Annotated in this window: 14 protein-coding genes and 1 pseudogene; 8 read left to right on the top strand and 7 right to left on the bottom strand. The window is 57.7% G+C overall.

The features are described from left to right. Positions 1 to 144: 144 nt before the first annotated feature. The 6 genes from BM373_RS00230 to BM373_RS00205 all read left to right on the top strand — a co-directional run bounded on the left by BM373_RS00230 (position 145) and on the right by BM373_RS00205 (position 6,911). Positions 145 to 1,128, top strand: a complete 984-nt coding sequence (locus tag BM373_RS00230; RefSeq protein WP_090458105.1) for an autoinducer 2 ABC transporter substrate-binding protein — start codon at positions 145 to 147, stop codon at positions 1,126 to 1,128. An 86-nt stretch (positions 1,129 to 1,214) separates the two neighbouring features. Further along, entirely contained in the window at positions 1,215 to 2,723 is a 1,509-nt protein-coding gene (locus BM373_RS00225; protein ID WP_090458102.1) for a sugar ABC transporter ATP-binding protein, read from the top strand. Continuing rightward, complete coding sequence (locus BM373_RS00220) at positions 2,716 to 3,705, top strand: ABC transporter permease (protein WP_090458100.1); 990 nt, start codon at positions 2,716 to 2,718, stop codon at positions 3,703 to 3,705. The genes BM373_RS00225 and BM373_RS00220 overlap by 8 nt, the downstream gene beginning before the upstream one ends. 1 nt (position 3,706) lies before the next feature. After that, the gene (locus BM373_RS00215) at positions 3,707 to 4,660 is read left to right on the top strand and encodes an ABC transporter permease (RefSeq protein ID WP_090458098.1); all 954 of its coding nucleotides are present in this window, start codon (positions 3,707 to 3,709) and stop codon (positions 4,658 to 4,660) included. Between the two features lie 17 nt (positions 4,661 to 4,677). Beyond that, complete coding sequence (locus BM373_RS00210; RefSeq protein WP_090458096.1) at positions 4,678 to 6,315, top strand: FGGY-family carbohydrate kinase; 1,638 nt, start codon at positions 4,678 to 4,680, stop codon at positions 6,313 to 6,315. After that, positions 6,312 to 6,911: a KpsF/GutQ family sugar-phosphate isomerase gene (locus BM373_RS00205; RefSeq protein WP_090458094.1), complete on the top strand. Its 600-nt coding sequence runs from the start codon at positions 6,312 to 6,314 to the stop codon at positions 6,909 to 6,911. Before BM373_RS00210 ends, BM373_RS00205 begins: the two co-directional genes overlap by 4 nt. A gap of 59 nt (positions 6,912 to 6,970) precedes the next feature. Here the strand turns inward: BM373_RS00205 and glyA are convergent, their stop codons facing one another. Further along, a complete protein-coding gene (gene glyA / locus BM373_RS00200) occupies positions 6,971 to 8,224 on the bottom strand; it encodes a serine hydroxymethyltransferase (RefSeq protein WP_090458092.1) in 1,254 nt (417 codons plus the stop codon). A gap of 325 nt (positions 8,225 to 8,549) precedes the next feature. On the opposite strand from glyA, the gene hmpA reads away from it, so the two are divergent. After that, positions 8,550 to 9,740: an NO-inducible flavohemoprotein gene (hmpA, locus tag BM373_RS00190; protein ID WP_090458089.1), complete on the top strand. Its 1,191-nt coding sequence runs from the start codon at positions 8,550 to 8,552 to the stop codon at positions 9,738 to 9,740. Positions 9,741 to 9,828: 88 nt separating this feature from the next. On the opposite strand, the gene glnB is transcribed toward hmpA, so the two are convergent. The 5 genes from glnB to purL form a co-directional block, all read right to left on the bottom strand. Further along, complete coding sequence (gene glnB / locus BM373_RS00185; RefSeq protein WP_002438074.1) at positions 9,829 to 10,167, bottom strand: nitrogen regulatory protein P-II; 339 nt, start codon at positions 10,165 to 10,167, stop codon at positions 9,829 to 9,831. Positions 10,168 to 10,247: 80 nt separating this feature from the next. Then, positions 10,248 to 11,585 carry a two-component system response regulator GlrR gene (gene glrR / locus BM373_RS00180; RefSeq protein ID WP_090458086.1) on the bottom strand — a complete coding sequence of 446 codons (1,338 nt, stop codon included), beginning with the start codon at positions 11,583 to 11,585 and terminating at the stop codon, positions 10,248 to 10,250. After that, positions 11,582 to 12,316 (bottom strand): two-component system QseEF-associated lipoprotein QseG, encoded by a 735-nt coding sequence (gene qseG, locus BM373_RS00175; protein WP_090458084.1) that lies wholly within the window; start codon positions 12,314 to 12,316, stop codon positions 11,582 to 11,584. The genes glrR and qseG overlap by 4 nt, the downstream gene beginning before the upstream one ends. Then, positions 12,313 to 13,749: a two component system sensor histidine kinase QseE/GlrK gene (qseE, locus tag BM373_RS00170; RefSeq protein ID WP_090459929.1), complete on the bottom strand. Its 1,437-nt coding sequence runs from the start codon at positions 13,747 to 13,749 to the stop codon at positions 12,313 to 12,315. The genes qseG and qseE overlap by 4 nt, the downstream gene beginning before the upstream one ends. A 490-nt stretch (positions 13,750 to 14,239) precedes the next feature. Further along, positions 14,240 to 18,127: a phosphoribosylformylglycinamidine synthase gene (gene purL / locus BM373_RS00165; RefSeq protein WP_090458082.1), complete on the bottom strand. Its 3,888-nt coding sequence runs from the start codon at positions 18,125 to 18,127 to the stop codon at positions 14,240 to 14,242. A gap of 266 nt (positions 18,128 to 18,393) precedes the next feature. On the opposite strand from purL, the gene mltF reads away from it, so the two are divergent. Further along, positions 18,394 to 19,944: a membrane-bound lytic murein transglycosylase MltF gene (mltF, locus tag BM373_RS00160; RefSeq protein ID WP_090458080.1), complete on the top strand. Its 1,551-nt coding sequence runs from the start codon at positions 18,394 to 18,396 to the stop codon at positions 19,942 to 19,944. Positions 19,945 to 19,946: 2 nt separating this feature from the next. Here mltF and tadA read toward each other — a convergent pair. Then, positions 19,947 to 20,475, bottom strand: a pseudogene (tadA, locus tag BM373_RS00155) (tRNA adenosine(34) deaminase TadA). Positions 20,476 to 20,486: the final 11 nt, after the last annotated feature.

The raw sequence follows: 20,486 nt of genomic DNA, 5'->3' as shown, positions 1-20,486 counted from the left end.
TTAACTTTAAATTAACGCAATTAGATCCTTAAATTAACAAAAATGGTCAGCGATCACATTTGAAAAATCTGCGATTCATTCCCTCTTCCCTTCGTTGCTAACCTTCTTTCCGTGACATGCCCTGCACCCATAAAAGGTAAAATTATGAAATTCAAACTCGCACTACTCAGCGCAGCCCTTGTTTCTGTAAGCATGTTGTCCGGTAACGTTGCTGCGGCAGAAAAGTATGAAATTGCCGTGGTGGCAAAAGTGACCGGTATTCCCTGGTTTAACCGCATGGAAACCGGCGTGAATGACGCCGCGAAAAAACTGGACGTTAACGCTTACCAGACCGGTCCGTCCACCCCCGATCCTGCCCAGCAGGTGAAGGTGATTGAAGATTTGATCGCCAAAAACGTCAACGCCATTATCGTGGTCCCTAATGATGCGAAAGTGCTGGAGCCGGTGCTGAAAAAAGCCCGCGATAAAGGCATTGTTGTCCTGACGCACGAATCCCCGGATCAGCAGATCGGCCAGTGGGATATCGAAACCATCGACAGCGAAAAATACGCGCAGGCCAACATCGATGAACTGGCGAAAGATATGGGCGGCAAAGGCGGCTACGCCATTTACGTCGGCTCCTTAACCGTGCCGCTGCATAATGCGTGGGCAGATTACGCCATCAAATATCAGAAAGAAAAATACCCGGATATGCATGAAGTGACCTCCCGCCTGCCAGTGGCGGAAAGCATCGATAAATCCTACTCCACCACGCTCGATCTGATGAAAACCTACCCGGAGATGAAAGGCATTATCGGCTTTGGCTCTCTCGGCCCGATTGGTGCAGGCCAGGCGGTACAGAAAAAACGCGCGAAAGAAAAACTGGCTGTTGTCGGTATCGCCATGCCAGCCCAGGCTGCGCCGTACCTGATGCGCGGTGATATCAAAAAAGCGCTGCTGTGGGACCCGAAAGATGCCGGTTACGCGCTGGTAACCGTGGCGAATCAACTGCTGAAAGGCCAGGAAGTCACTCAGGATCTGACCATCGAAGGTTTAGGGAAAGCCGATGTGGACATGGAGAAGAAAGTGATCCGCTTTAACAAGATCCTCGAAGTCACCAAAGATAACGCACAGTCACTCGGTTTCTGAGGCTCTCCGCCCCGCACCAGGGAAACCAAACGCATAAACCCGATTAACACTCAGCGCCCGCAAGGGCGCTCGCAGGGGTATTGTCCATGACAGACACCGCCGCATTTATCACTCTTGAGAATATCAGCAAGCAATTCCCGGGCGTGCTGGCGCTGGATAACGTGAACCTGACGCTGAAAAAAGGCGAAGTTCACTGTCTGGCTGGGCAGAACGGCTGCGGAAAAAGCACCATCATTAAAGTGATCTCGGGCGTTTATCACCCGGAGAAAGGCGCGCAGATCATGCTTGATGGCAAGCTGTTCCACCATCTGACGCCGCAGCTTTCCAGCCATTACGGCGTGCAGGTGATTTACCAGGATCTCTCTTTGTTTCCCAATTTCAGCGTGGCGGAGAACATCGCCGTCAACCGCTATCTGCCGGGCGGCGATATCTGGGTCCGCCGGGGCGCAATGCGATCGCAGGCGCTGGCAGCGATGAAGCGCATCGGCGTCACTCTCGATCCCGATAAGAAAGTTGAAAAGCTCTCCATTGCCGACCGTCAACTGGTGGCGATCTGCCGCGCTATCGCCGCCGATGCCCGGCTGGTGATAATGGATGAACCCACCGCCTCGCTCACCCGCCAGGAAGTGAATGGCCTGCTGCGGGTGGTGAATGAACTGAAAGCAGCCGGCATCTGCGTGGTGTTTGTCAGCCACCGTCTGGATGAAGTCATGGAAGTCGCCGACCGCATCAGCGTGATGCGCGACGGCAAGCTGGTCGGTACGTATCCCGCCCAGGAGCTCGACAGCCACGAGCTGGCGTTCCTGATGACCGGGCAGCGATTCCACTACAGCCCGCTGCCGGAGAAACCGCCGGTTGACCAGGAGCCGATGCTGGAACTGCGCAATCTGAGCCGCCGGGGAAAATACCGCAACGTGAATCTGTCCCTGCGCAGCGGCGAAATCGTGTCGATTGTCGGCCTGCTGGGGGCCGGGCGTACCGAACTGTGCCTGAGTCTGTTCGGCATGACCCACCCGGAAAGCGGCGAAATCCGCATCGACGGCCAGCCGGTGACCCTTCGCAATAATCACGACGCGATAAAACACGGGATCGGCTACGTGTCGGAAGATCGCCTGACTCAGGGGCTGATCATGGAGCAGTCGATCTACGACAACACCATCGTGACGGTCTTCGACCAGCTTCATACCCGCAGCGGCCTGCTCGATCACCGCAAGGCGCAAAAGCTGGTGGGCGATCTGATCCGCGAGCTGAACATTAAAGTCTCCGATCCCCATCTGCCGGTGAAAACGCTCTCCGGCGGTAACGCGCAGCGTATCGCCATCGCCAAATGGGTGGCGACCAATCCCCGGATCTTAATCCTCGATTCGCCGACGGTGGGCGTGGATATCGCCAACAAAGAAGGGATCTACCAGATCGCCCGCGACCTGGCGGAACAGGGCATGGCGGTGCTGATGATTTGCGATGAAATCCCGGAAGCCTATTACAACAGCCATCGCGTGCTGGTGATGCGTCGCGGCGAGCTGGTCGCGGAGTTTAACCCCCACCGCTGTAGCGAAGCGGAGATTGCTGAAGTGGTCGAGGTGATCAATGAATAACGTGCGTCTTTCCCGCCTCGTCGGGCAACATGAATTCTGGCTTGGACTACTGGTGATTGCGCTGGCCGTGGGGCTTAGCGTCGGCACCGATGAGTTTCTCTCGCTGGGCAACCTGACGGACGTTGCCACCAGCTACGCCATTCTCGGCATCCTCGCCTGCGGGCTGTTTGTGGTGCTGATCTCCGGCGGGATTGATATTTCGTTCCCGGCGATGACGGCGATTGCGCAGTACGTCATGGCGAGCTGGGTGATTGCCCACGGCGGCAATTTTGCGCTGGCGCTGCTGCTCGCCATGGCGGTCGGTCTGGTGCTCGGGCTGATTAACGGCTTTCTGGTCTACTGGCTGCGGGTGCCGGCAATCATCATCACCATCGCCACGCTGAACGTCTACTACGGACTGCTGGTGTACGCCACCAAAGGCACCTGGCTGTACGGCTTCCCGGACTGGTTTATGAACGGCATCAACTGGTTCTCCTTCACCGCCGCCGACGGCTATGACTACGGCCTGACGCTACCGCTGCTGTGCCTTGCCGCAGTGATTATCGTCACTGCCGTGCTGATGAATTACACCCGTCTTGGTCGGCAGATTTATGCCATGGGCGGCAACCGCGACGCCGCGTCGCGCCTCGGACTGAATCTGCTGAAACTGCATTTTTATGTCTACGGCTTTATGGGCATTCTCGCCGGAGTCGCCGCGGTGGTGCAGGCGCAGATCACCCAGTCCGTTGCGCCTAACTCGCTGCTCGGCTTTGAGCTGACGGTGCTGGCTGCGGTAGTGCTCGGTGGCACCAGCATGACCGGCGGGCGCGGCACGCTCACCGGAACGCTGCTTGGGGTGATCCTGCTGGCCTTTTTGCAAAACGGCCTGACGCTGCTCAGCGTCTCGTCTTACTGGCATACCGTATTTAGCGGCACCATCATCCTGATCAGCATCAGCGCCACGGCCTGGAATGAAAAACGCAAACTTGCAGGGGAGCTTTAAGATGAAAACCTTCGCCCGATACCTACCCGGTGATGCCATCATCCGCCTCCAGTGCGTGATTATTATCGTGGTCGCGGTGGTCTTTTCCGCCCTGTTAGGCAGCCGCTTCTTTAGCGTCGCCAATTTCCAGTCCATCAGTTCGCAGTTACCGATCCTCGGGATGCTGGCGCTGGGCATGGGGATCACCATGCTGACGGGCGGCATTAACCTGTCGATTATCGCCGGGGCCAACGCCTGTTCGTTAGTGATGGCTGCGGTGATCGTCAGCCAGCCGGACAATCCCCTCTTTCTGGGACTGGCGCTGCTGGCAGGCCTGGCGGTGGCGGTGGCAATCGGTGTGCTCAACGGGGCGTTAATCGCCTGGGTGGGCGTGTCGCCGATCCTTGCCACCCTCGGCACCATGACGCTGATCTCCGGGCTGAACATTCTGTTCTCGAACGGCACGGTGATTTCCGGCTTCCCGGCGGCGATCCAGTTTTTAGGCAACGCCACCGTTGCGGGCATTCCCGTCGCCCTGCTGCTCTTTTTACTGGTCGCGGTGCTGCTGTGGGTGCTGCTTGAGCACACCACGCTCGGACGCAGCCTCTATCTGGTCGGCTCGAACGAACAGGCCACGCGCTACAGCGGGGTGAATACCGTGCGGGTACAGATTTCCGTGTATGTGATTTCTGCGCTGCTCGGCTGGGTCGCCGCCATTCTGATGATGGCGAAATTCAACTCTGCCAAAGCGGGCTACGGCGAATCCTACCTGCTGGTCACCATCCTTGCTTCGGTGCTCGGCGGCATTAACCCGGACGGCGGCTTCGGGCGCATCCTGGGACTGGTGCTGGCGCTCATCGTGCTGCAAATGCTGGAAAGCGGCTTCAATTTGCTGGGGATCAGCAGCTATCTGACCATGGCGCTGTGGGGCGCGGTGCTGATCCTCTTTATCGCATTACAGAATCGTAAAGCCTGATTTCAGGAGAAAAAAAGATGGCGAGTTACTTCATTGGTGTGGATGTAGGAACCGGAAGCGCCCGCGCGGGCGTCTTTGACCTGAACGGCAGGATGGTCGGCCAGGCGAGCCGGGCCATTGAACTGTATCGCCCGCAGGCTGATTTCGTTGAGCAGTCCTCGGACAATATCTGGCAGGCGGTGTGTAACGCCGTGCGCGATGCCATCAACCAGTCGGACATCAACCCGATTCAGGTGAAAGGGCTGGGATTTGACGCCACCTGTTCACTGGTGGTGCTGGACAAAGAGGGCAAGCCGCTGACCGTCAGCCCCTCCGGGCGCAGCGAGCAAAATATCATCGTGTGGATGGATCACCGCGCCATTACCCAGGCTGATCGCATCAACGCCCTGCACCACCGGGTGCTGGATTACGTCGGCGGGATTATCTCGCCGGAGATGCAGACGCCAAAACTGCTGTGGCTGAAACAGCACATGCCAAATACCTGGGCCAACGCGGGCTACTATTTTGATCTGCCGGACTTTCTGACCTGGCGCGCCACCGACGATGATACCCGCTCACTCTGTTCCACCGTCTGCAAATGGACCTACATGGGCCACGAAGATAAGTGGGATGGCAGCTATTTCCGCGAAATCGGGCTTGAGGATTTACTTGAGCATGACGCGGAGAAAATTGGCCGCTACGTCAAAACCATGGGCGAACCGCTCGGCCACGGCCTGTCGCCGCGCGCCGCCAGCGAAATGGGGCTGATCCCCGGCACAGCGGTGAGCGTGTCGATTATCGATGCCCACGCCGGAACGCTCGGTACCCTCGGTGCCTGCGGCGTATCGGGTGAAGTGGCGGATTTTGACCGCCGAGTGGCGCTGATCGGCGGCACCTCGACCGGGCACATGGCGATCTCCAAAGAGGCGCGCTTTATCGGTGGCGTATGGGGCCCGTACTATTCCGCGGTGCTGCCCGGCTACTGGCTTAACGAGGGCGGCCAGTCGGCCACCGGTGCGCTGATCGACCATATTATCCAGTCGCACCCCTGCTACGATCAGCTACTGGCGCAGGCAAAAACTCAGGGGCAAACCATCTATGAACTGCTCAACGCCCTGCTGCGCAAAATGGCGGGCGAGCCGGAGAACATCGCGTTCCTGACCCGCGATATGCACATTCTCCCCTACTTCCACGGCAACCGCTCGCCGCGCGCTAACCCGACGCTGACCGGCACGGTCACCGGGCTTAAACTGTCGCGTACGCCGGAGGATATGGCGCTGCAATATCTGGCGACGATTCAGGCGATTGCGCTGGGGACCCGTCATATCATTGAAACCATGAATCAGACCGGCTACGCCATCGACACCATTATGGCCAGCGGCGGCGGCACCAAAAACCCGGTGTTTGTGCAGGAGCACGCCAACGCCACCGGCTGCGCGATGCTGCTGCCGGAGGAGAGCGAGGCGATGCTGCTGGGCAGCGCGATGATGGGCACCGTGGCGGCGGGCGTGTTCGACAACTTCCCGGAAGCGATGTCGGTGATGAGCCGGATCGGTAAAACGGTGACGCCGCAAACCAATCGCATTAAGCAGTATTACGACCGTAAGTATCAGGTATTCCACGAGATGTATCAGGATCACATGAAATACCGCAAGCTGATGCAGGAGGCCGAATGAGCAGCGCCTGGGATCAGGCCACCGGGGCCTGGCACACCTACAGTCAGGCGCTCGCCGGACTGGGGCAGCATCTGAGCGAAGAACAGTGGGAAAATTTACTGGCGGAGCTACGCGGCTGCACGGGGAAAATCGTGGTGACCGGCGTGGGCACCTCCGGCATCGCGGCGCGTAAAATCGCTCATATGCTGGCCTGCGTCGAGCGTCCGGCGATTTACCTGAGCGCCACCGATGCCGCGCACGGCGATCTCGGTTTTTTACGGCCGGGCGATCTGATGATTATGTTGTCGCGCGGCGGCAATTCCGATGAACTCACCCGCCTGCTGCCGGGGCTGGCGGCGAGAAACGTGCCGCTGATTAGCGTGACGGAAAACCCCGCTTCGGCGATTGCAAAAGCGGCAAGACTGGTGATTTCAACGGGCGTGCAGCGGGAAGTCGATCCGCTGAATATGCTGGCGACAACCTCAATCATTCTGGTGCTGGCGATTTTTGATGCCGCCTGCGCCTGCCTGATGAGCGAGAGCGGCTACTCGAAAGAGACGCTTTTGGCGGTGCATCCCGGCGGGGATGTGGGGGTCACGCTGCGCAACGAGCAGTAACACGCAGCCACCAGAAATAAAAAAGGCCGCTTGCGCGGCCTTTTTGGTGTTTAGCGCAATTATGCGTAAACCGGGAAGCGCGCACAGATATCCAGCACTTTCTTTTTGGTGCTTTCAATCACGGCTTCGTCGTTGATGCTGTCCAGCACGTCACACATCCAGCCAGCCAGCTCTTTCACTTCCGCTTCTTTAAAGCCGCGACGGGTAACAGCAGGCGTACCGATACGGATACCGGAGGTGACAAACGGGCTCTTCGGATCGTTCGGGACGCTGTTTTTGTTCACGGTGATGTTGGCGCGACCCAGGGCTGCGTCGGCGTCTTTACCGGTCAGGTTTTTGTCCACCAGATCCAGCAGGAACAGGTGGTTTTCAGTGCCACCGGACACCACTTTGTAACCACGGTTCAGGAACACTTCCACCATCGCTTTGGCGTTTTTGGCAACCTGCTGCTGGTAGACTTTGAATTCCGGTTCCATCGCTTCTTTCAGCGCTACCGCTTTACCGGCGATCACGTGCATCAGCGGGCCGCCCTGAGCACTTGGGAATACCGCAGAGTTCAGTTTTTTGTACAGCTCTTCGTTACCGCCTTTCGCCAGGATCAGGCCGCCACGCGGACCCGCCAGGGTTTTGTGGGTGGTCGTGGTAACGACGTGCGCATGCGGAACCGGGTTCGGGTAAACGCCTGCGGCGATAAGACCCGCCACGTGCGCCATATCCACGAACAGGTACGCGCCAATGCTGTCGGCGATTTCACGCATTTTTGCCCAGTCAACCACGCCGGAATAGGCGGAGAAACCACCGATAATCATTTTCGGTTTGTGGGTCTGCGCCAGCTTCGCCATCTCTTCGTAATCGATTTTGCCGGACTCATCGATGCCGTAAGGCACGATGTTGTACAGCTTACCGGAGAAGTTCACCGGGGAACCGTGAGTCAGGTGACCGCCTTGCGCCAGGTTCATACCCAGAACGGTATCGCCCGGTTGCAGCAGCGCGGTGTAAACGGCGAAGTTCGCCTGAGAACCGGAGTGCGGCTGCACGTTGGCGTAATCTGCGCCAAACAGCTCTTTTGCACGGTCAATCGCCAGTTGCTCAACGATATCTACATATTCACAGCCGCCATAGTAACGCTTGCCCGGATAACCTTCGGCGTATTTGTTGGTTAGCTGAGAACCCTGGGCCTGCATTACACGCGGGCTGGTGTAGTTTTCGGAGGCGATCAGTTCAATGTGCTCTTCCTGACGTACTTTTTCCTGCTCCATAGCCTGCCACAGTTCGGCATCATAATCGGCAATGTTCATTTCACGCTTTAACATCCGCATCTCCTGACTCAGCTAACAGTAAATTACAGCTCTGAAGGGGGGCCCTTTCGGGCAACGGCGAACAGTATAACCGATTCATTTTGTGATAACAGGTCTTGACAAGCGTTTTTACGCAAACGATTGGCTCCGCGCTGTACAAGGGTTTGACGCCAAAGCGACTTCCCCTTTCATGCGGATTTCTTTTCAACTTTGTGATGCAGTTTTTTCATGACCGTTACCCTGCTCGCAAGTTATGCAAAGAATCATTTACAAACGCAGGGTTATTTATATAAGATGCATTAAAAATACATCTTATATAAATACTGAACAGGAAGACGCTATGCTTGACGCTCAAACCATCGCAACCGTGAAGTCCACCATTCCCCTGCTCGTGGCGACCGGCCCTAAGCTGACCGCCCATTTTTATGATCGTATGTTCGCGCACAACCCGGAGTTGAAAGAGATTTTCAACATGAGCAATCAGCGCAACGGCGACCAGCGTGAAGCGCTGTTTAACGCCATTGCCGCTTACGCCAGCAATCTGGAGAATCTGGCCGTTCTGCTGCCCGCCGTGGAAAAAATCGCGCAAAAACACACCAGTTTTCAGATCAAACCTGAGCAGTACAACATTGTCGGCACGCATCTGCTGGCGACGCTGGATGAGCTCTACAGCCCTGGTCAGGAAGTGCTCGACGCCTGGGGTAAAGCCTATGGTGTACTCGCAGGCGTGTTTATTAATCGTGAAGCGGAGCTTTATCAGGAGCACGCCAGCAAAACCGGCGGCTGGGAAGGCACCCGTGCGTTCCGTATCGTTGCGAAAGAGCCGCAAAGCCAGCTTATCACCAGCTTTGAATTTGCGCCGGTCGATGGCAAGCCGGTCGCTGATTATCAGCCGGGTCAATACCTGGGCGTGTGGCTGAAGCCGGACGAGTTTGAATATCAGGAAATTCGCCAGTATTCCCTGACCCGCAAAGCCGATGGCAAAAGCTATCGCATTGCGGTGAAGCGCGAAGATGGCGGTCAGGTCTCTAACTGGCTGCATAACGAAGCGAGCGTGGGTGACGTCGTGCATCTGGCTGCGCCCGCAGGTGATTTCTTTATGGCTGTCGAACCGCAAACCCCGGTGACGCTGATTTCAGCGGGCGTCGGTCAGACGCCAATGCTGGCGATGCTGGATACGCTTTCCGCTGCAAAACACCCGGCGCAGGTCAACTGGCTGCACGCGGCGGAGAACGGCGAAGTTCACGCGTTTGCTGCGGAAGTTCAGGCCCTCGGCGCAGCGCTGCCGAACTTTACCTCTCACACCTGGTATCGCCTGCCGGCGGAAATGGATCGCGAGGAAGTGCGTTTTGACAGCGAAGGATTGATGGAGTTAAGCCAGCACGAAAGCGCGTTTCGCGATCCGATGATGCAGTGTTATCTCTGCGGCCCGGTGGCATTTATGCAGTTTGCCGCGAAGCAGCTTATTGAGATTGGCGTGAAGGCGGAGAATATTCATTACGAGTGTTTTGGCCCGCATAAGGTGCTGTAAGACTCTTTTTCCCCTCACCCCGGCCCTCTACCCATGGGAGAGGGAGAAAAGTCCCCTCTCCCGGTGGGTGAGGGGAAACGCCAGCAAATTAAATCGCCGCGTCGTCTTCTTCGCCGGTACGGATACGCACCACGCGCGCCACGTCAAAGACAAAAATCTTCCCGTCGCCAATTTTGCCGGTCTGCGCCGTGCGGATAATCGTATCCACACAGGTATCCACGATATCGTCCGTCACCACAATTTCGATTTTCACTTTTGGCAGGAAATCCACCATGTACTCTGCGCCACGGTACAGTTCGGTGTGCCCCTTCTGACGACCAAAGCCTTTCACTTCAGTTACGGTCATGCCGGTAATACCGACTTCCGCCAGCGCTTCGCGCACGTCGTCCAGCTTGAAAGGTTTAATAATCGCATCAATTTTTTTCATGGTGATCCCTTAAATTCCTCGCCTGTCAGCAGCATCGTAATCGATTGCCCACAGTAGCATATTCATCGTGATTTTGCGGCTTACTCTTTAAAGTCGTTCGCTTCCAGTTCATGGCGCGAGAGCAGTTTATAAAACTCGGTGCGATTGCGCCCCGCCATCCGCGCGGCGTGGGTGACGTTGCCTTTGGTGATCTGCAAAAGTTTACGCAAATAGTTTAATTCGAACTGGTTTCGCGCCTCGGCAAAGGTCGGCAGCGCGGTGTTTTCCCCTTCCAGCGCCTGCTCCACCAGCGCGTCGCTGATCACCGGGGATGAGGTCAGCGCCACGCACTGTTCGATCACGTTCACCAGCTGGCGCACGTTACCCGGCCAGCTTGCGGTCATCAGGCGCTTCATGGCGTCGGTGGAAAACGCGCGCACGAACGGTTTGTGGCGATCTGCCGACTGGCGCAGAAGATGGTTCGCCAGCAGGGGGATATCTTCGGCGCGTTCTGCCAGCGCCGGGAGCTTCAGGCTGACCACGTTAAGGCGGTAAAAGAGATCTTCGCGAAACTCACCACGCGCCATCGCTTTTGGTAAATCGCGGTGGGTGGCGGAGATGATCCGCACGTTGATATCAATGTCGCGGTTGCTGCCGAGCGGGCGCACTTTACGTTCCTGCAATACGCGCAGCAATTTCACCTGCAACGGGATCGGCATGTCGCCGATTTCATCCAGAAACAGCGTCCCGCCCTCGGCGGCCTGAAACAGCCCTTCCCGGCTGCTCACCGCGCCGGTAAAAGCGCCGCGCGCGTGACCAAACAGTTCGGATTCAAGCAACTGCTCCGGCAGTGCGCCGCAGTTGATGGCAATAAACGCGTTTTTGCTGCGCGGACTGGCGGTGTGGATCGCCTGGGCCAGGATCTCTTTCCCGGTTCCGCTCTGGCCATTAATCAGCACGCTCACGTCTGATTGCGCCACCATCCGTGCCTGCTCCAGCAGCCGCAGCATTAGCGGGCTGCGGGTGACAATGCTTTCCCGCCAGCGGTCATCCCCGGCGGGGGCTGAATGCTCCAGCGCGTCGTCGATGGCTTTATAGAGCGCGTCTTTATCCACCGGCTTGGTCAAAAAGCTGAAAACACCCTGCTGGGTGGCGGCAACCGCATCGGGAATGGAGCCGTGCGCCGTCAGGATAATCACCGGCATACCGGGCTGCTGGCGCTGGATTTCGGCAAAAAGCTGCATGCCGTCCATTTCGTCCATCCGCAGATCGCTTATCACCAGGTCGATTTTTTCACGTGCCAGAACGCGCAACCCTTCCTGACCGCTTTCCGCCGTCACCACGCCGTAGCCTTCGCTGGTCAGGCGCAGCCCGAGCAGTTTGAGCAATCCCGGATCGTCATCCACCAGTAAAAGCTGGGCAGGCTTACGGCTCGTCATGGTTTGGCTTCCTCTTGTTTCACGTCGGGCGCGGCCTGGCGTCCACCTTCCGGCAGATCGCTGCCGACCGGTTTGCGCGTTGACATCCGGCGTTCAATGTCCGTCAGGTTTTCCAGTTTGCGCGAGGTGGTCTCAAGCTGATCGCGCAAATATTGCTGCTGCGAACGCAGGGTATCCAGTTCGCTGTCCGCCGATTGTTGCAGTTTGCTGTAGCGTGAACGTTCTTCCGCCAGTTGCAGTTGCAGGGTCTGACCGTCGCGCCAGACCTGGAACAGAGCACGGATTTGCACCGGCAACTGCGGGCTTAATGCGTCGAGGCGGGTCATATACTGGCGGCGTTCAACCGGGGAGATTTTGGCGCTGGCCAGCAAAATGCCGCGCTTGAAGGTGTCCTGCCAGGTGTCATCCGGCCAACTTCGCGCCTGCGCACGGGCAACGGCAGGAGCCAGACGCTCGGCGCAGTCCATTCCTCTTAGCCAGTACAAGGGGTTGGTTTCGACCTGTTTACCGTACAGCGACCAGATATCGTTGCAGTCCGTGGAGAGAAAATCCGCCACCTGATGTTGAGGAAGTTTCTCTGTTGTTTTTCCATTAATAGCGCTTTCGGGGGCCTGAGTCATACAGCCTGTCAGCACCAGACAAGGCAATCCTGCACGCAAAAGGCGTGAGGGCGAAATCGCGCTCACGACGCGAGTAAACATGTACGACATACTCACCAGATTTAGATTCATTTTATGGGTTTTTCCGGCGCACTAAGTGGTAGCTCAATGCGGAAACAAACGTCCGACTGACTCTCGGTGACCAGGTGCAGCTCACCTCGCATACGGCGAATGCAGTCGCGGGCGATACTCAGTCCAAGCCCGCTGCCCTTTACCGCTCCTTTTCGCTGATGGCTTCCCTGAAAGAAGGGTTCAAAGATCATATCCTGTTCCGCTTCCGGGATCGGCGTGCCCGTATTCGCCACCTCAATACGTAGCGTTGAACCATAAGCGTAGCTGCGAATATAAATGGTACCGGATTCAGCACCATAGTGCACCGCGTTCGAATAGAGATTATCCAGCACGCTCATCAACAGCATCGGTTCCGCGAGGCAGGTTTTCGCAGGCAGCGACACCTCGGTATGCATTATTTTAGCCCGTGCCGGTAAACTGTGTGCCGAGAGCACCATCTCGACCAGCGGTTCGATCTCCACGGTTTCCAGCTCCACCGCGCCGTCAGCCAGCTTGCGGTTGTAGTCGAGCAGTTGCTCAATCAATTTTTGCAGATTACGGCTGCTGTCATCGAGGATCTCCACCACCTCTTTTTGTTCCGGCGTTAGCGGTCCGACGACCTGATCGGCGAGCAGTTCGGTGCCTTCGCGCATGCTGGCGAGGGGCGTTTTTAGCTCATGGGAGATGTGGCGTAAAAACTGGTGGCGCTGGGACTCCAGCCAGGAAAGACGTTCGCTCAGCCAGATAATACGCTCGCCCACCGATCGCAATTCGCGCGGGCCTTTGAACACCACGCTGTTGCCCAGCGGCCGCCCTTCTCCCAGCCGGTTAATCATTCGCTCAATGCCTTTGACCGGGCCGATGATCATGCGGGTAAAGAGCAGCACCAGCCCCAGGCTTACCAGAAACAGCACCAGCGCCTGCCAGCCAAAGAACTGGCCGCGCTCGGCGATCTCCTGCTGCAACTGCTGTCCGCGCGAGAACACCACCGCGCGGGTGGTTTGCACCATTTCGGTATTGGCGGCCGCAAAAGCCTCAAGCCGAGCCGACGCCGCCTCGCCCGGCCCACTGTTACGGCACTGTAGCTGGGCTAAGTCGTTGAGATCCTGGCGCAGCGCCAGGTAGAGTTTGTCGTCCGGTAAGACGCCCGCGTGGGCGTCGAGCATTTCGCTGTAGCGCTTGCGCTGGCTTTGATAGACGCGGGCGAGCGTGGGATCGTCGAGCACGCAATACTGGCGATAGCTGCGCTCCATCTCCAGCGCGGCGTTGGTCATCGCTTCGCTGCGGCGGGCATCAATCAGCGTGGTGCGGTTGGTCTGGGCGGCCTGCGCGCTCAGGGCGTTAAGACTTTGCCACGCCTGCCAGGCCAGCACGAGCAGCGGCAGCAGGATCAGCAGAAAGGCCATCATGACCAGTTGACGCAGAGAACGGGGAAATACGGGCCAGCGTTTCAACGCATTCATCTCGTGGCGGGAAGTTAACTGGATGCTAACTGAGGAAAGCGTCAGAAACAACAAAGCCGGGGATAAGCCCGGCTTTGTTGTATTGAATTAGGCGGTGCCTTACTCGACGTTTCGCCCGGGGCCTGAAATAGCAGCGCTATGATCAGAAGTTGGACGGCAGGCACCTTTTTGTGCGTCATTCCAGGTTTATGTAGCGCTTCCCGTGAGGGGGCTGACATAAGAGGGTGAATGAGCCACTGAGTAATTATATGCACAAGTTATGCCAATGTATAGCACATATGTTTTATCTATTGATTTCTAATGGATTATTATTTTTGTGACGGATGCACGCTTTGCCTGTTTTTTGGCCTGAGTGTCGCTAAAAAACAACAGCCTGCTAACTAAAAATAATAATCCATTAAATTCAGCTAGTTAAATGTCGCCAAATGGCGACACCGAATAACGCCCTGTGTCGCAAATTACCGACACAGGGCGTTATGCATTAGCCCAACTGCTTACGGGCGTTACGGAAGATACGCATCCATGGGCTGTCCTCGCCCCAGTTTTCCGGGTGCCAGGAGTTGCTGACGGTACGGAACACGCGCTCCGGGTGCGGCATCATCAGCGTAACGCGACCGTTTTCCGAGGTCACCGCCGTGATCCCGTTCGGTGAGCCGTTCGGGTTCGCCGGATAGCGTTCTGTCACCTTCCCGCTGTTATCGATATAACGCAGCGCCACCAGGCCTTTGCTTTCAAGCTGGGCCAGATGCGCATCGTCACGCACTTCCACGCGGCCTTCGCCGTGAGACACCGCAATCGGCATATGAGAACCGACCATGCCCTGCAACAGCAGCGACGGGCTCTGGGTCACTTCCACCAGACTGAAACGCGCTTCGAAGCGGTCAGAGTGGTTGCGCACAAAGCGCGGCCACAGGTCACTGCCGGGGATCACTTCGCGCAGATTTGACATCATCTGGCAGCCGTTGCAGACGCCCAGCGCCAGCGTTTGCGGGCGGTGGAAGAAGGTTTCAAACTCATCGCGCACACGGTTGTTGAACAGAATGGATTTCGCCCAGCCCTCGCCCGCGCCTAACACGTCGCCGTACGAGAAGCCGCCGCAGGCCACCAGCGCCTGGAAATCTTCCAGCCCGGTGCGTCCTGCCAGCAGATCGCTCATGTGCACATCGATGGCGTCAAAGCCCGCACGGTGGAAGGCTGCCGCCATCTCAACGTGGGAGTTAACGCCCTGCTCACGCAGCACGGCCACTTTCGGCCGCGCGCCGGTCGCAATGTAAGGCGCAGCCACATCTTCGTTAATGTCGAAAGAGAGCTTCACGTTCAGACCTGGATCGGCATCCTGGGTCTTCGCCTCGTGCTCCTGATCGGCACATTCCGGGTTGTCACGCAGACGCTGCATCTGCCAGGTGGTTTCCGCCCACCAGGTACGCAGGGCGGTACGGCTTTCGCTGTACACCGGCTTGCCGTCCGCTTCAATCACAAAGCGATCGCCCGCGACGGCTTTACCCAGATAGTGAACGCAATCCGCCAGTCCGTGCGCGCTGAGGATATTTTCCACCGCTTCACGATCCGCCGCACGCACCTGAATCACCGCGCCCAGCTCTTCGTTAAACAGCGCGGCCAGGCGATCGTCGCCGAGGGTCGCAATATCCGCTTCCACGCCGCAGTGACCGGTGAAGGCCATCTCTGCCAGCGTCACCAGCAGGCCGCCATCGGAACGGTCGTGGTAGGCCAGCAGTTGACGTGCTGCCACCAGCGCCTGAATCGCATCATAGAAACCTTTCAACTGCGCCACATCACGCACGTCTGCCGGTTTGTCGCCAAGCTGACGGTAAACCTGGGTCAGCGCCGTTGCGCCGAGCGCGTTATGGCCTTTACCCAAATCAATCAACAGCAGGGCGTTGTCATCTGTAGAGAGTTGCGGGGTGATGGTCTGGCGCACATCTTCCACGCGGGCAAAGGCGGTAATCACCAGCGACAGCGGCGAAGTCATTTCGCGCTGCTCGTGGCCTTCCTGCCAGCGGGTTTTCATCGACATGGAATCTTTGCCGACCGGGATCGTCAGGCCGAGCGCCGGACACAGCTCTTCGCCCACCGCTTTCACCGCTTCATACAGACCGGCATCTTCGCCAGGGTGCCCTGCCGCCGCCATCCAGTTAGCGGAGAGTTTAATGCGCTTGATATCGCCAATCTGCGTGGCGGCGATGTTGGTCAGCGCTTCACCGACCGCAAGACGGGCGGAAGCCGCGAAGTCCAGCAGCGCCACCGGCGCGCGTTCACCCAGCGACATCGCTTCACCGTAGTAGCTATCGAGGCTGGCGGTGGTCACCGCGCAGTTCGCCACCGGGATCTGCCACGGGCCGACCATCTGATCGCGGGCGACCATGCCGGTCACCGTGCGGTCACCGATGGTGACGAGGAAGGTTTTTTCAGCCACTGCCGGGAGATGCAGCACGCGGTTGACCGCGTCAGCAACGGTGATCGCCTGACGGTCAATCGCCTCGCCTGCGGCTTTGCGCGTTTCTACATCGCGGGTCATTTTTGGCGTTTTGCCCAGCAGCACGTCCAGCGGCAGATCGATCGGCTGGTTGTCAAAATGGCTGTCGCTCAGGCTTAAATGTTGTTCTTCGGTGGCATCCCCGATCACCGCATACGGTGCGCGCTCGCGGCGGCACAGTTCATCAAACAGCGGCAGCTGGTCAGCGGCAACTGCCAGCACGTAACGTTCCTGAGATTCGTTACACCAGATTTCCAGCGGGCTCATGCCCGGCTCGTCGCTGAGGATTTTACGCAGGTCGAAACGCCCGCCGCGCCCGCCGTCACTCACCAGTTCCGGCATGGCGTTAGATAAACCGCCCGCGCCGACGTCGTGAATAAACAGAATCGGGTTAGCCTCGCCAAGCTGCCAGCAGCGGTCGATCACTTCCTGGCAACGGCGCTCCATTTCCGGGTTATCGCGCTGGACGGAGGCGAAATCGAGATCCGCGTCAGACTGGCCGGACGCCATTGATGACGCCGCCCCGCCGCCCAGACCGATATTCATCGCCGGGCCGCCGAGTACGATCAGCTTCGCGCCAACAACGATCTCGCCTTTCTGCACGTGATCGGCGCGGACGTTGCCGATGCCGCCAGCCAGCATGATCGGCTTGTGGTAGCCGCGCAGCTCTTCACCGTTATGGCTGTTTACTTTTTCTTCATAGGTACGGAAATAGCCGTTCAGCGCCGGGCGACCAAATTCGTTGTTAAACGCCGCGCCGCCGAGCGGGCCGTCGGTCATGATATCCAGCGCGGTGACGATGCGATCCGGCTTGCCGAAATCTTCTTCCCACGGCTGTTCAAAGCCTGGAATGCGCAGGTTGGAGACGGAGAAACCGACCAGACCGGCTTTCGGCTTCGCGCCGCGTCCGGTTGCACCTTCATCACGGATCTCACCGCCGGAACCGGTCGCCGCACCCGGCCACGGAGAAATCGCCGTCGGGTGGTTGTGGGTTTCCACTTTCATCAGGATGTGGGTCGGCTCCTGATGGAAATCGTAACGCCCTTCTTTATGGCTGGCGTAAAAACGCCCCACCTCTGAACCTTCCATCACGGCGGCGTTGTCTTTATACGCGGACAGCACGTGATCCGGGGTCTGGGCAAAGGTGTTCTTGATCATTTTAAACAGCGACTTCGGCTGCTGTTCGCCGTCGATCACCCAGTCGGCGTTAAAAATTTTGTGGCGGCAGTGCTCGGAGTTGGCCTGCGCAAACATATAAAGCTCGATGTCGTTCGGGTTGCGGCCCAGACGGGTAAAGGCATCGAACAGATAGTCAATTTCGTCTTCTGCAAGCGCCAGGCCCAGACGCAGGTTGGCGTCGATAAGCGCCTGACGGCCCTGCCCCTGCACGTCAACGCTGGTGACAGGCGTTGGCTGATGATGCGCAAACAGGCATTCGGCCTCGTCGGTTGAGAAAAATACGCTTTCCATCATGCGGTCGTGAAGCTCTGCGGCAACGCGCTGCCACTGTTCATCCGTCAGCGTGGACGCTTCGACGTAATACGCCACACCGCGCTCCAGGCGATTCACTTTCGCCAGGTCACAGTTATGAGCGATATCAGTGGCTTTGGAAGACCACGGGGAGATGGTACCGGGACGCGGGGTCACAAGCAGAAGTTTGCCTGCCGGGGTGTGGCTGCTGAGATTCGGACCGTACTTCAGCAGACGCGCCAGTCGCGTACTCTCTTCGTCGTTTAAACCGTCTTTCAGGTCAGCAAAATGGACATACTCAGCGTAAATGTTGCTTACAGGCAGGTCAGCCGCCTGAAAACGTGCCAGCAATTTGTTGATACGGAAGGCAGACAGGGCAGGCGAACCACGCAGAATTTCCATCATAAGTCTCTCGTCTTTAGAGCGTCGCGACGCGTTAAGTGTGCGCAAGGGGGAAAACGGGCGTCATTATAGAGAATCCTGAGCGCCGACGAAACCGTTTGCGTGGAAATAAAATCAGCTCATATTTTCTTAATTGATGGGACCTGTCTCTCTAATTGGTTGCCAACTATCTTATTGTTAAGCAAAATGCCGCTCAACCAATGGCAGACATTTATCGTAGTTATGGCAATCACAGGCTGAGGCCCCGCACGACGCAGAGAATTAACTAATTGAAAAAATTAAAGCTTAATTATCTGCTTATCGGCATTGTCACCCTGCTGCTGGCAGCGGCCTTATGGCCTTCTGTTCCCTGGTTCGGTAAAGCCGAAAACCGCATCGCCGCCATTCAGGCGCGCGGAGAACTGCGCGTCAGCACCATCGCCTCGCCGCTCACCCTGTCTTCGGTGGATGGCAAGCCTTACGGTCTCGATTACGAACTGGCCCGGCACTTCGCGGATTACCTCGGCGTCACGCTTAAAATCACCGTCCGCCAGAACATCAGCCAGTTGTTCGACGATCTCGATCATGACAACGCCGATATGCTGGCCGCCGGTCTGGTCTATAACAGCGAGCGCGTCCGTCATTATCAGGCTGGCCCCATTTACTACTCTGTCTCACAACAACTGGTCTACCGCGTCGGCAGCTACCGCCCGCGTACGCTGGCCACGGTCGATGCCTCGCAATTAACCGTCGCGCCCGGCCATGTGGCTATCGACGATCTGCGTCTGCTGAAAGAAAAAAAGTATCCCGATTTGGGCTGGAAGGTAGATGAAAAGCTCGGCACCAATGCGCTTCTTGGGCTGGTGGCCGAGGGAAAACTCCCCTACACCATTGCCGATTCCGTGGCGATTAGCCTGTTTCAGCGTGTTCACCCGGAGCTGGCGGTGGCGCTGGATATCTCCGACGAGCAGCCCGTCACCTGGTTTACACAGAAAGACAGCGATAACACCCTGTCGGCCGCGATGCTCGATTTCTTCAACGATATCAATGAAGACGGCACGCTGGCGCGTCTGGAAGAGAAATATCTCGGCCACGGCGACGGGTTTGATTATGTCGATACGCGCTCCTTCCTGCGGGCGGTAGACAACGTGTTACCCGATCTGCAACCACTGTTTGAGAAGTATGCCGAGGCGATCGACTGGCGTTTGCTGGCGGCGATCTCGTATCAGGAATCTCACTGGGATACCCAGGCGACATCGCCAACCGGGGTGCGCGGGCTGATGATGCTGACCCGCAATACCGCGCAAAGTCTGGGCCTGAGCGATCGCACCGATGCGGAGCAGAGCATCAGCGGCGGCGCGCGCTACTTGCAGGATATGATGGAAAAAGTGCCGGAGACCGTGCCGGAAGAGGAACGGATCTGGTTTGCGCTGGCAGCCTACAATATGGGCTATGCGCATATGCTCGACGCGCGGGCGCTGACCGCCAAAACCAAAGGCAACCCGGATAGCTGGTCAGATGTAAAACAGCGGCTGCCTATGCTCAGCCAGAAGCCCTGGTACAGCAAGCTGACCTACGGCTACGCGCGCGGCCATGAAGCCTACGCTTATGTGGAAAATATCCGTAAGTATCAGATAAGCCTGGTGGGATATCTGGCGGAGAAGGAAAAAAACGCGGCGCAGGCGTTACGTCTGGCGCAGAGCTATCCGGTGGTCGCGCCGGATGAACTGGATCAACCCGCGGCATCGCCCCGCATCCTGCCCTTCAGCGCCTTTGCACCGCAGGACGCGCTGGCGCGGCCCAATTTTTTGTTTCCCTTAGACCCGGACAGAGCGCCTTAAGCCTAAGGTGCGCTTTTCCTGAGCGCCTTTTTCTCCAGCCTGCGCATACGGAAAAAGTCGCTGAGCATCGCGGCGCACTCGTCGCGCAGAACGCCTTCGGTGATTTCCACGCGGTGATTCATTCCCGGATGGTGCAGCACGTCGATTAGCGATCCGGCCGCCCCGGTTTTGGCATCGCGCGCGCCAAACACCAGTTGCCCGATGCGACCGTGCACCATTGCGCCCGCGCACATCACGCACGGCTCCAGAGTGACATAGAGGGTGGTTTCCAGCAGACGGTAATTTTGCAGCACCAGACCGCCCTGACGCAGCGCCATAATTTCCGCGTGCGCGGTAGGATCGTGGTGACCAATTGGCCGGTTCCAGCCTTCGCCGATGACCTGGTTATTGTGTACCAGCACTGCGCCGACCGGCACTTCCCCTTCGTCCCAGGCACGCTGAGCAAGCGTAAGCGCGTGGCGCATCCAGTATTCGTGGGTTAATTCAGCGTCGGACACGGGTTTGCACTCCAGTTATAAAAGCGGGGCGCATTATACCCGGTA

The organism is Enterobacter sp. kpr-6, assembly GCF_900116015.1.
GTDB lineage: Bacteria > Pseudomonadota > Gammaproteobacteria > Enterobacterales > Enterobacteriaceae > Enterobacter_D.
This window is presented reverse-complemented; position numbering and strand designations above follow the sequence as displayed.

What these genes read in the sequence shown, in the direction of transcription:
- hmpA (WP_090458089.1), top strand. Translation starts at nt 8,550, where the DNA reads ATGCTTGACGCTCAAACCATCGCAACCGTGAAGTCCACCATTCCCCTG.
- BM373_RS00215 (WP_090458098.1), top strand. Translation starts at nt 3,707, where the DNA reads ATGAAAACCTTCGCCCGATACCTACCCGGTGATGCCATCATCCGCCTC.
- BM373_RS00220 (WP_090458100.1), top strand. Translation starts at nt 2,716, where the DNA reads ATGAATAACGTGCGTCTTTCCCGCCTCGTCGGGCAACATGAATTCTGG.
- qseG (WP_090458084.1), bottom strand. Translation starts at nt 12,316, where the DNA reads ATGAATCTAAATCTGGTGAGTATGTCGTACATGTTTACTCGCGTCGTG.
- BM373_RS00210 (WP_090458096.1), top strand. Translation starts at nt 4,678, where the DNA reads ATGGCGAGTTACTTCATTGGTGTGGATGTAGGAACCGGAAGCGCCCGC.
- glrR (WP_090458086.1), bottom strand. Translation starts at nt 11,585, where the DNA reads ATGACGAGCCGTAAGCCTGCCCAGCTTTTACTGGTGGATGACGATCCG.
- BM373_RS00230 (WP_090458105.1), top strand. Translation starts at nt 145, where the DNA reads ATGAAATTCAAACTCGCACTACTCAGCGCAGCCCTTGTTTCTGTAAGC.
- glnB (WP_002438074.1), bottom strand. Translation starts at nt 10,167, where the DNA reads ATGAAAAAAATTGATGCGATTATTAAACCTTTCAAGCTGGACGACGTG.
- BM373_RS00205 (WP_090458094.1), top strand. Translation starts at nt 6,312, where the DNA reads ATGAGCAGCGCCTGGGATCAGGCCACCGGGGCCTGGCACACCTACAGT.
- purL (WP_090458082.1), bottom strand. Translation starts at nt 18,127, where the DNA reads ATGATGGAAATTCTGCGTGGTTCGCCTGCCCTGTCTGCCTTCCGTATC.
- BM373_RS00225 (WP_090458102.1), top strand. Translation starts at nt 1,215, where the DNA reads ATGACAGACACCGCCGCATTTATCACTCTTGAGAATATCAGCAAGCAA.
- glyA (WP_090458092.1), bottom strand. Translation starts at nt 8,224, where the DNA reads ATGTTAAAGCGTGAAATGAACATTGCCGATTATGATGCCGAACTGTGG.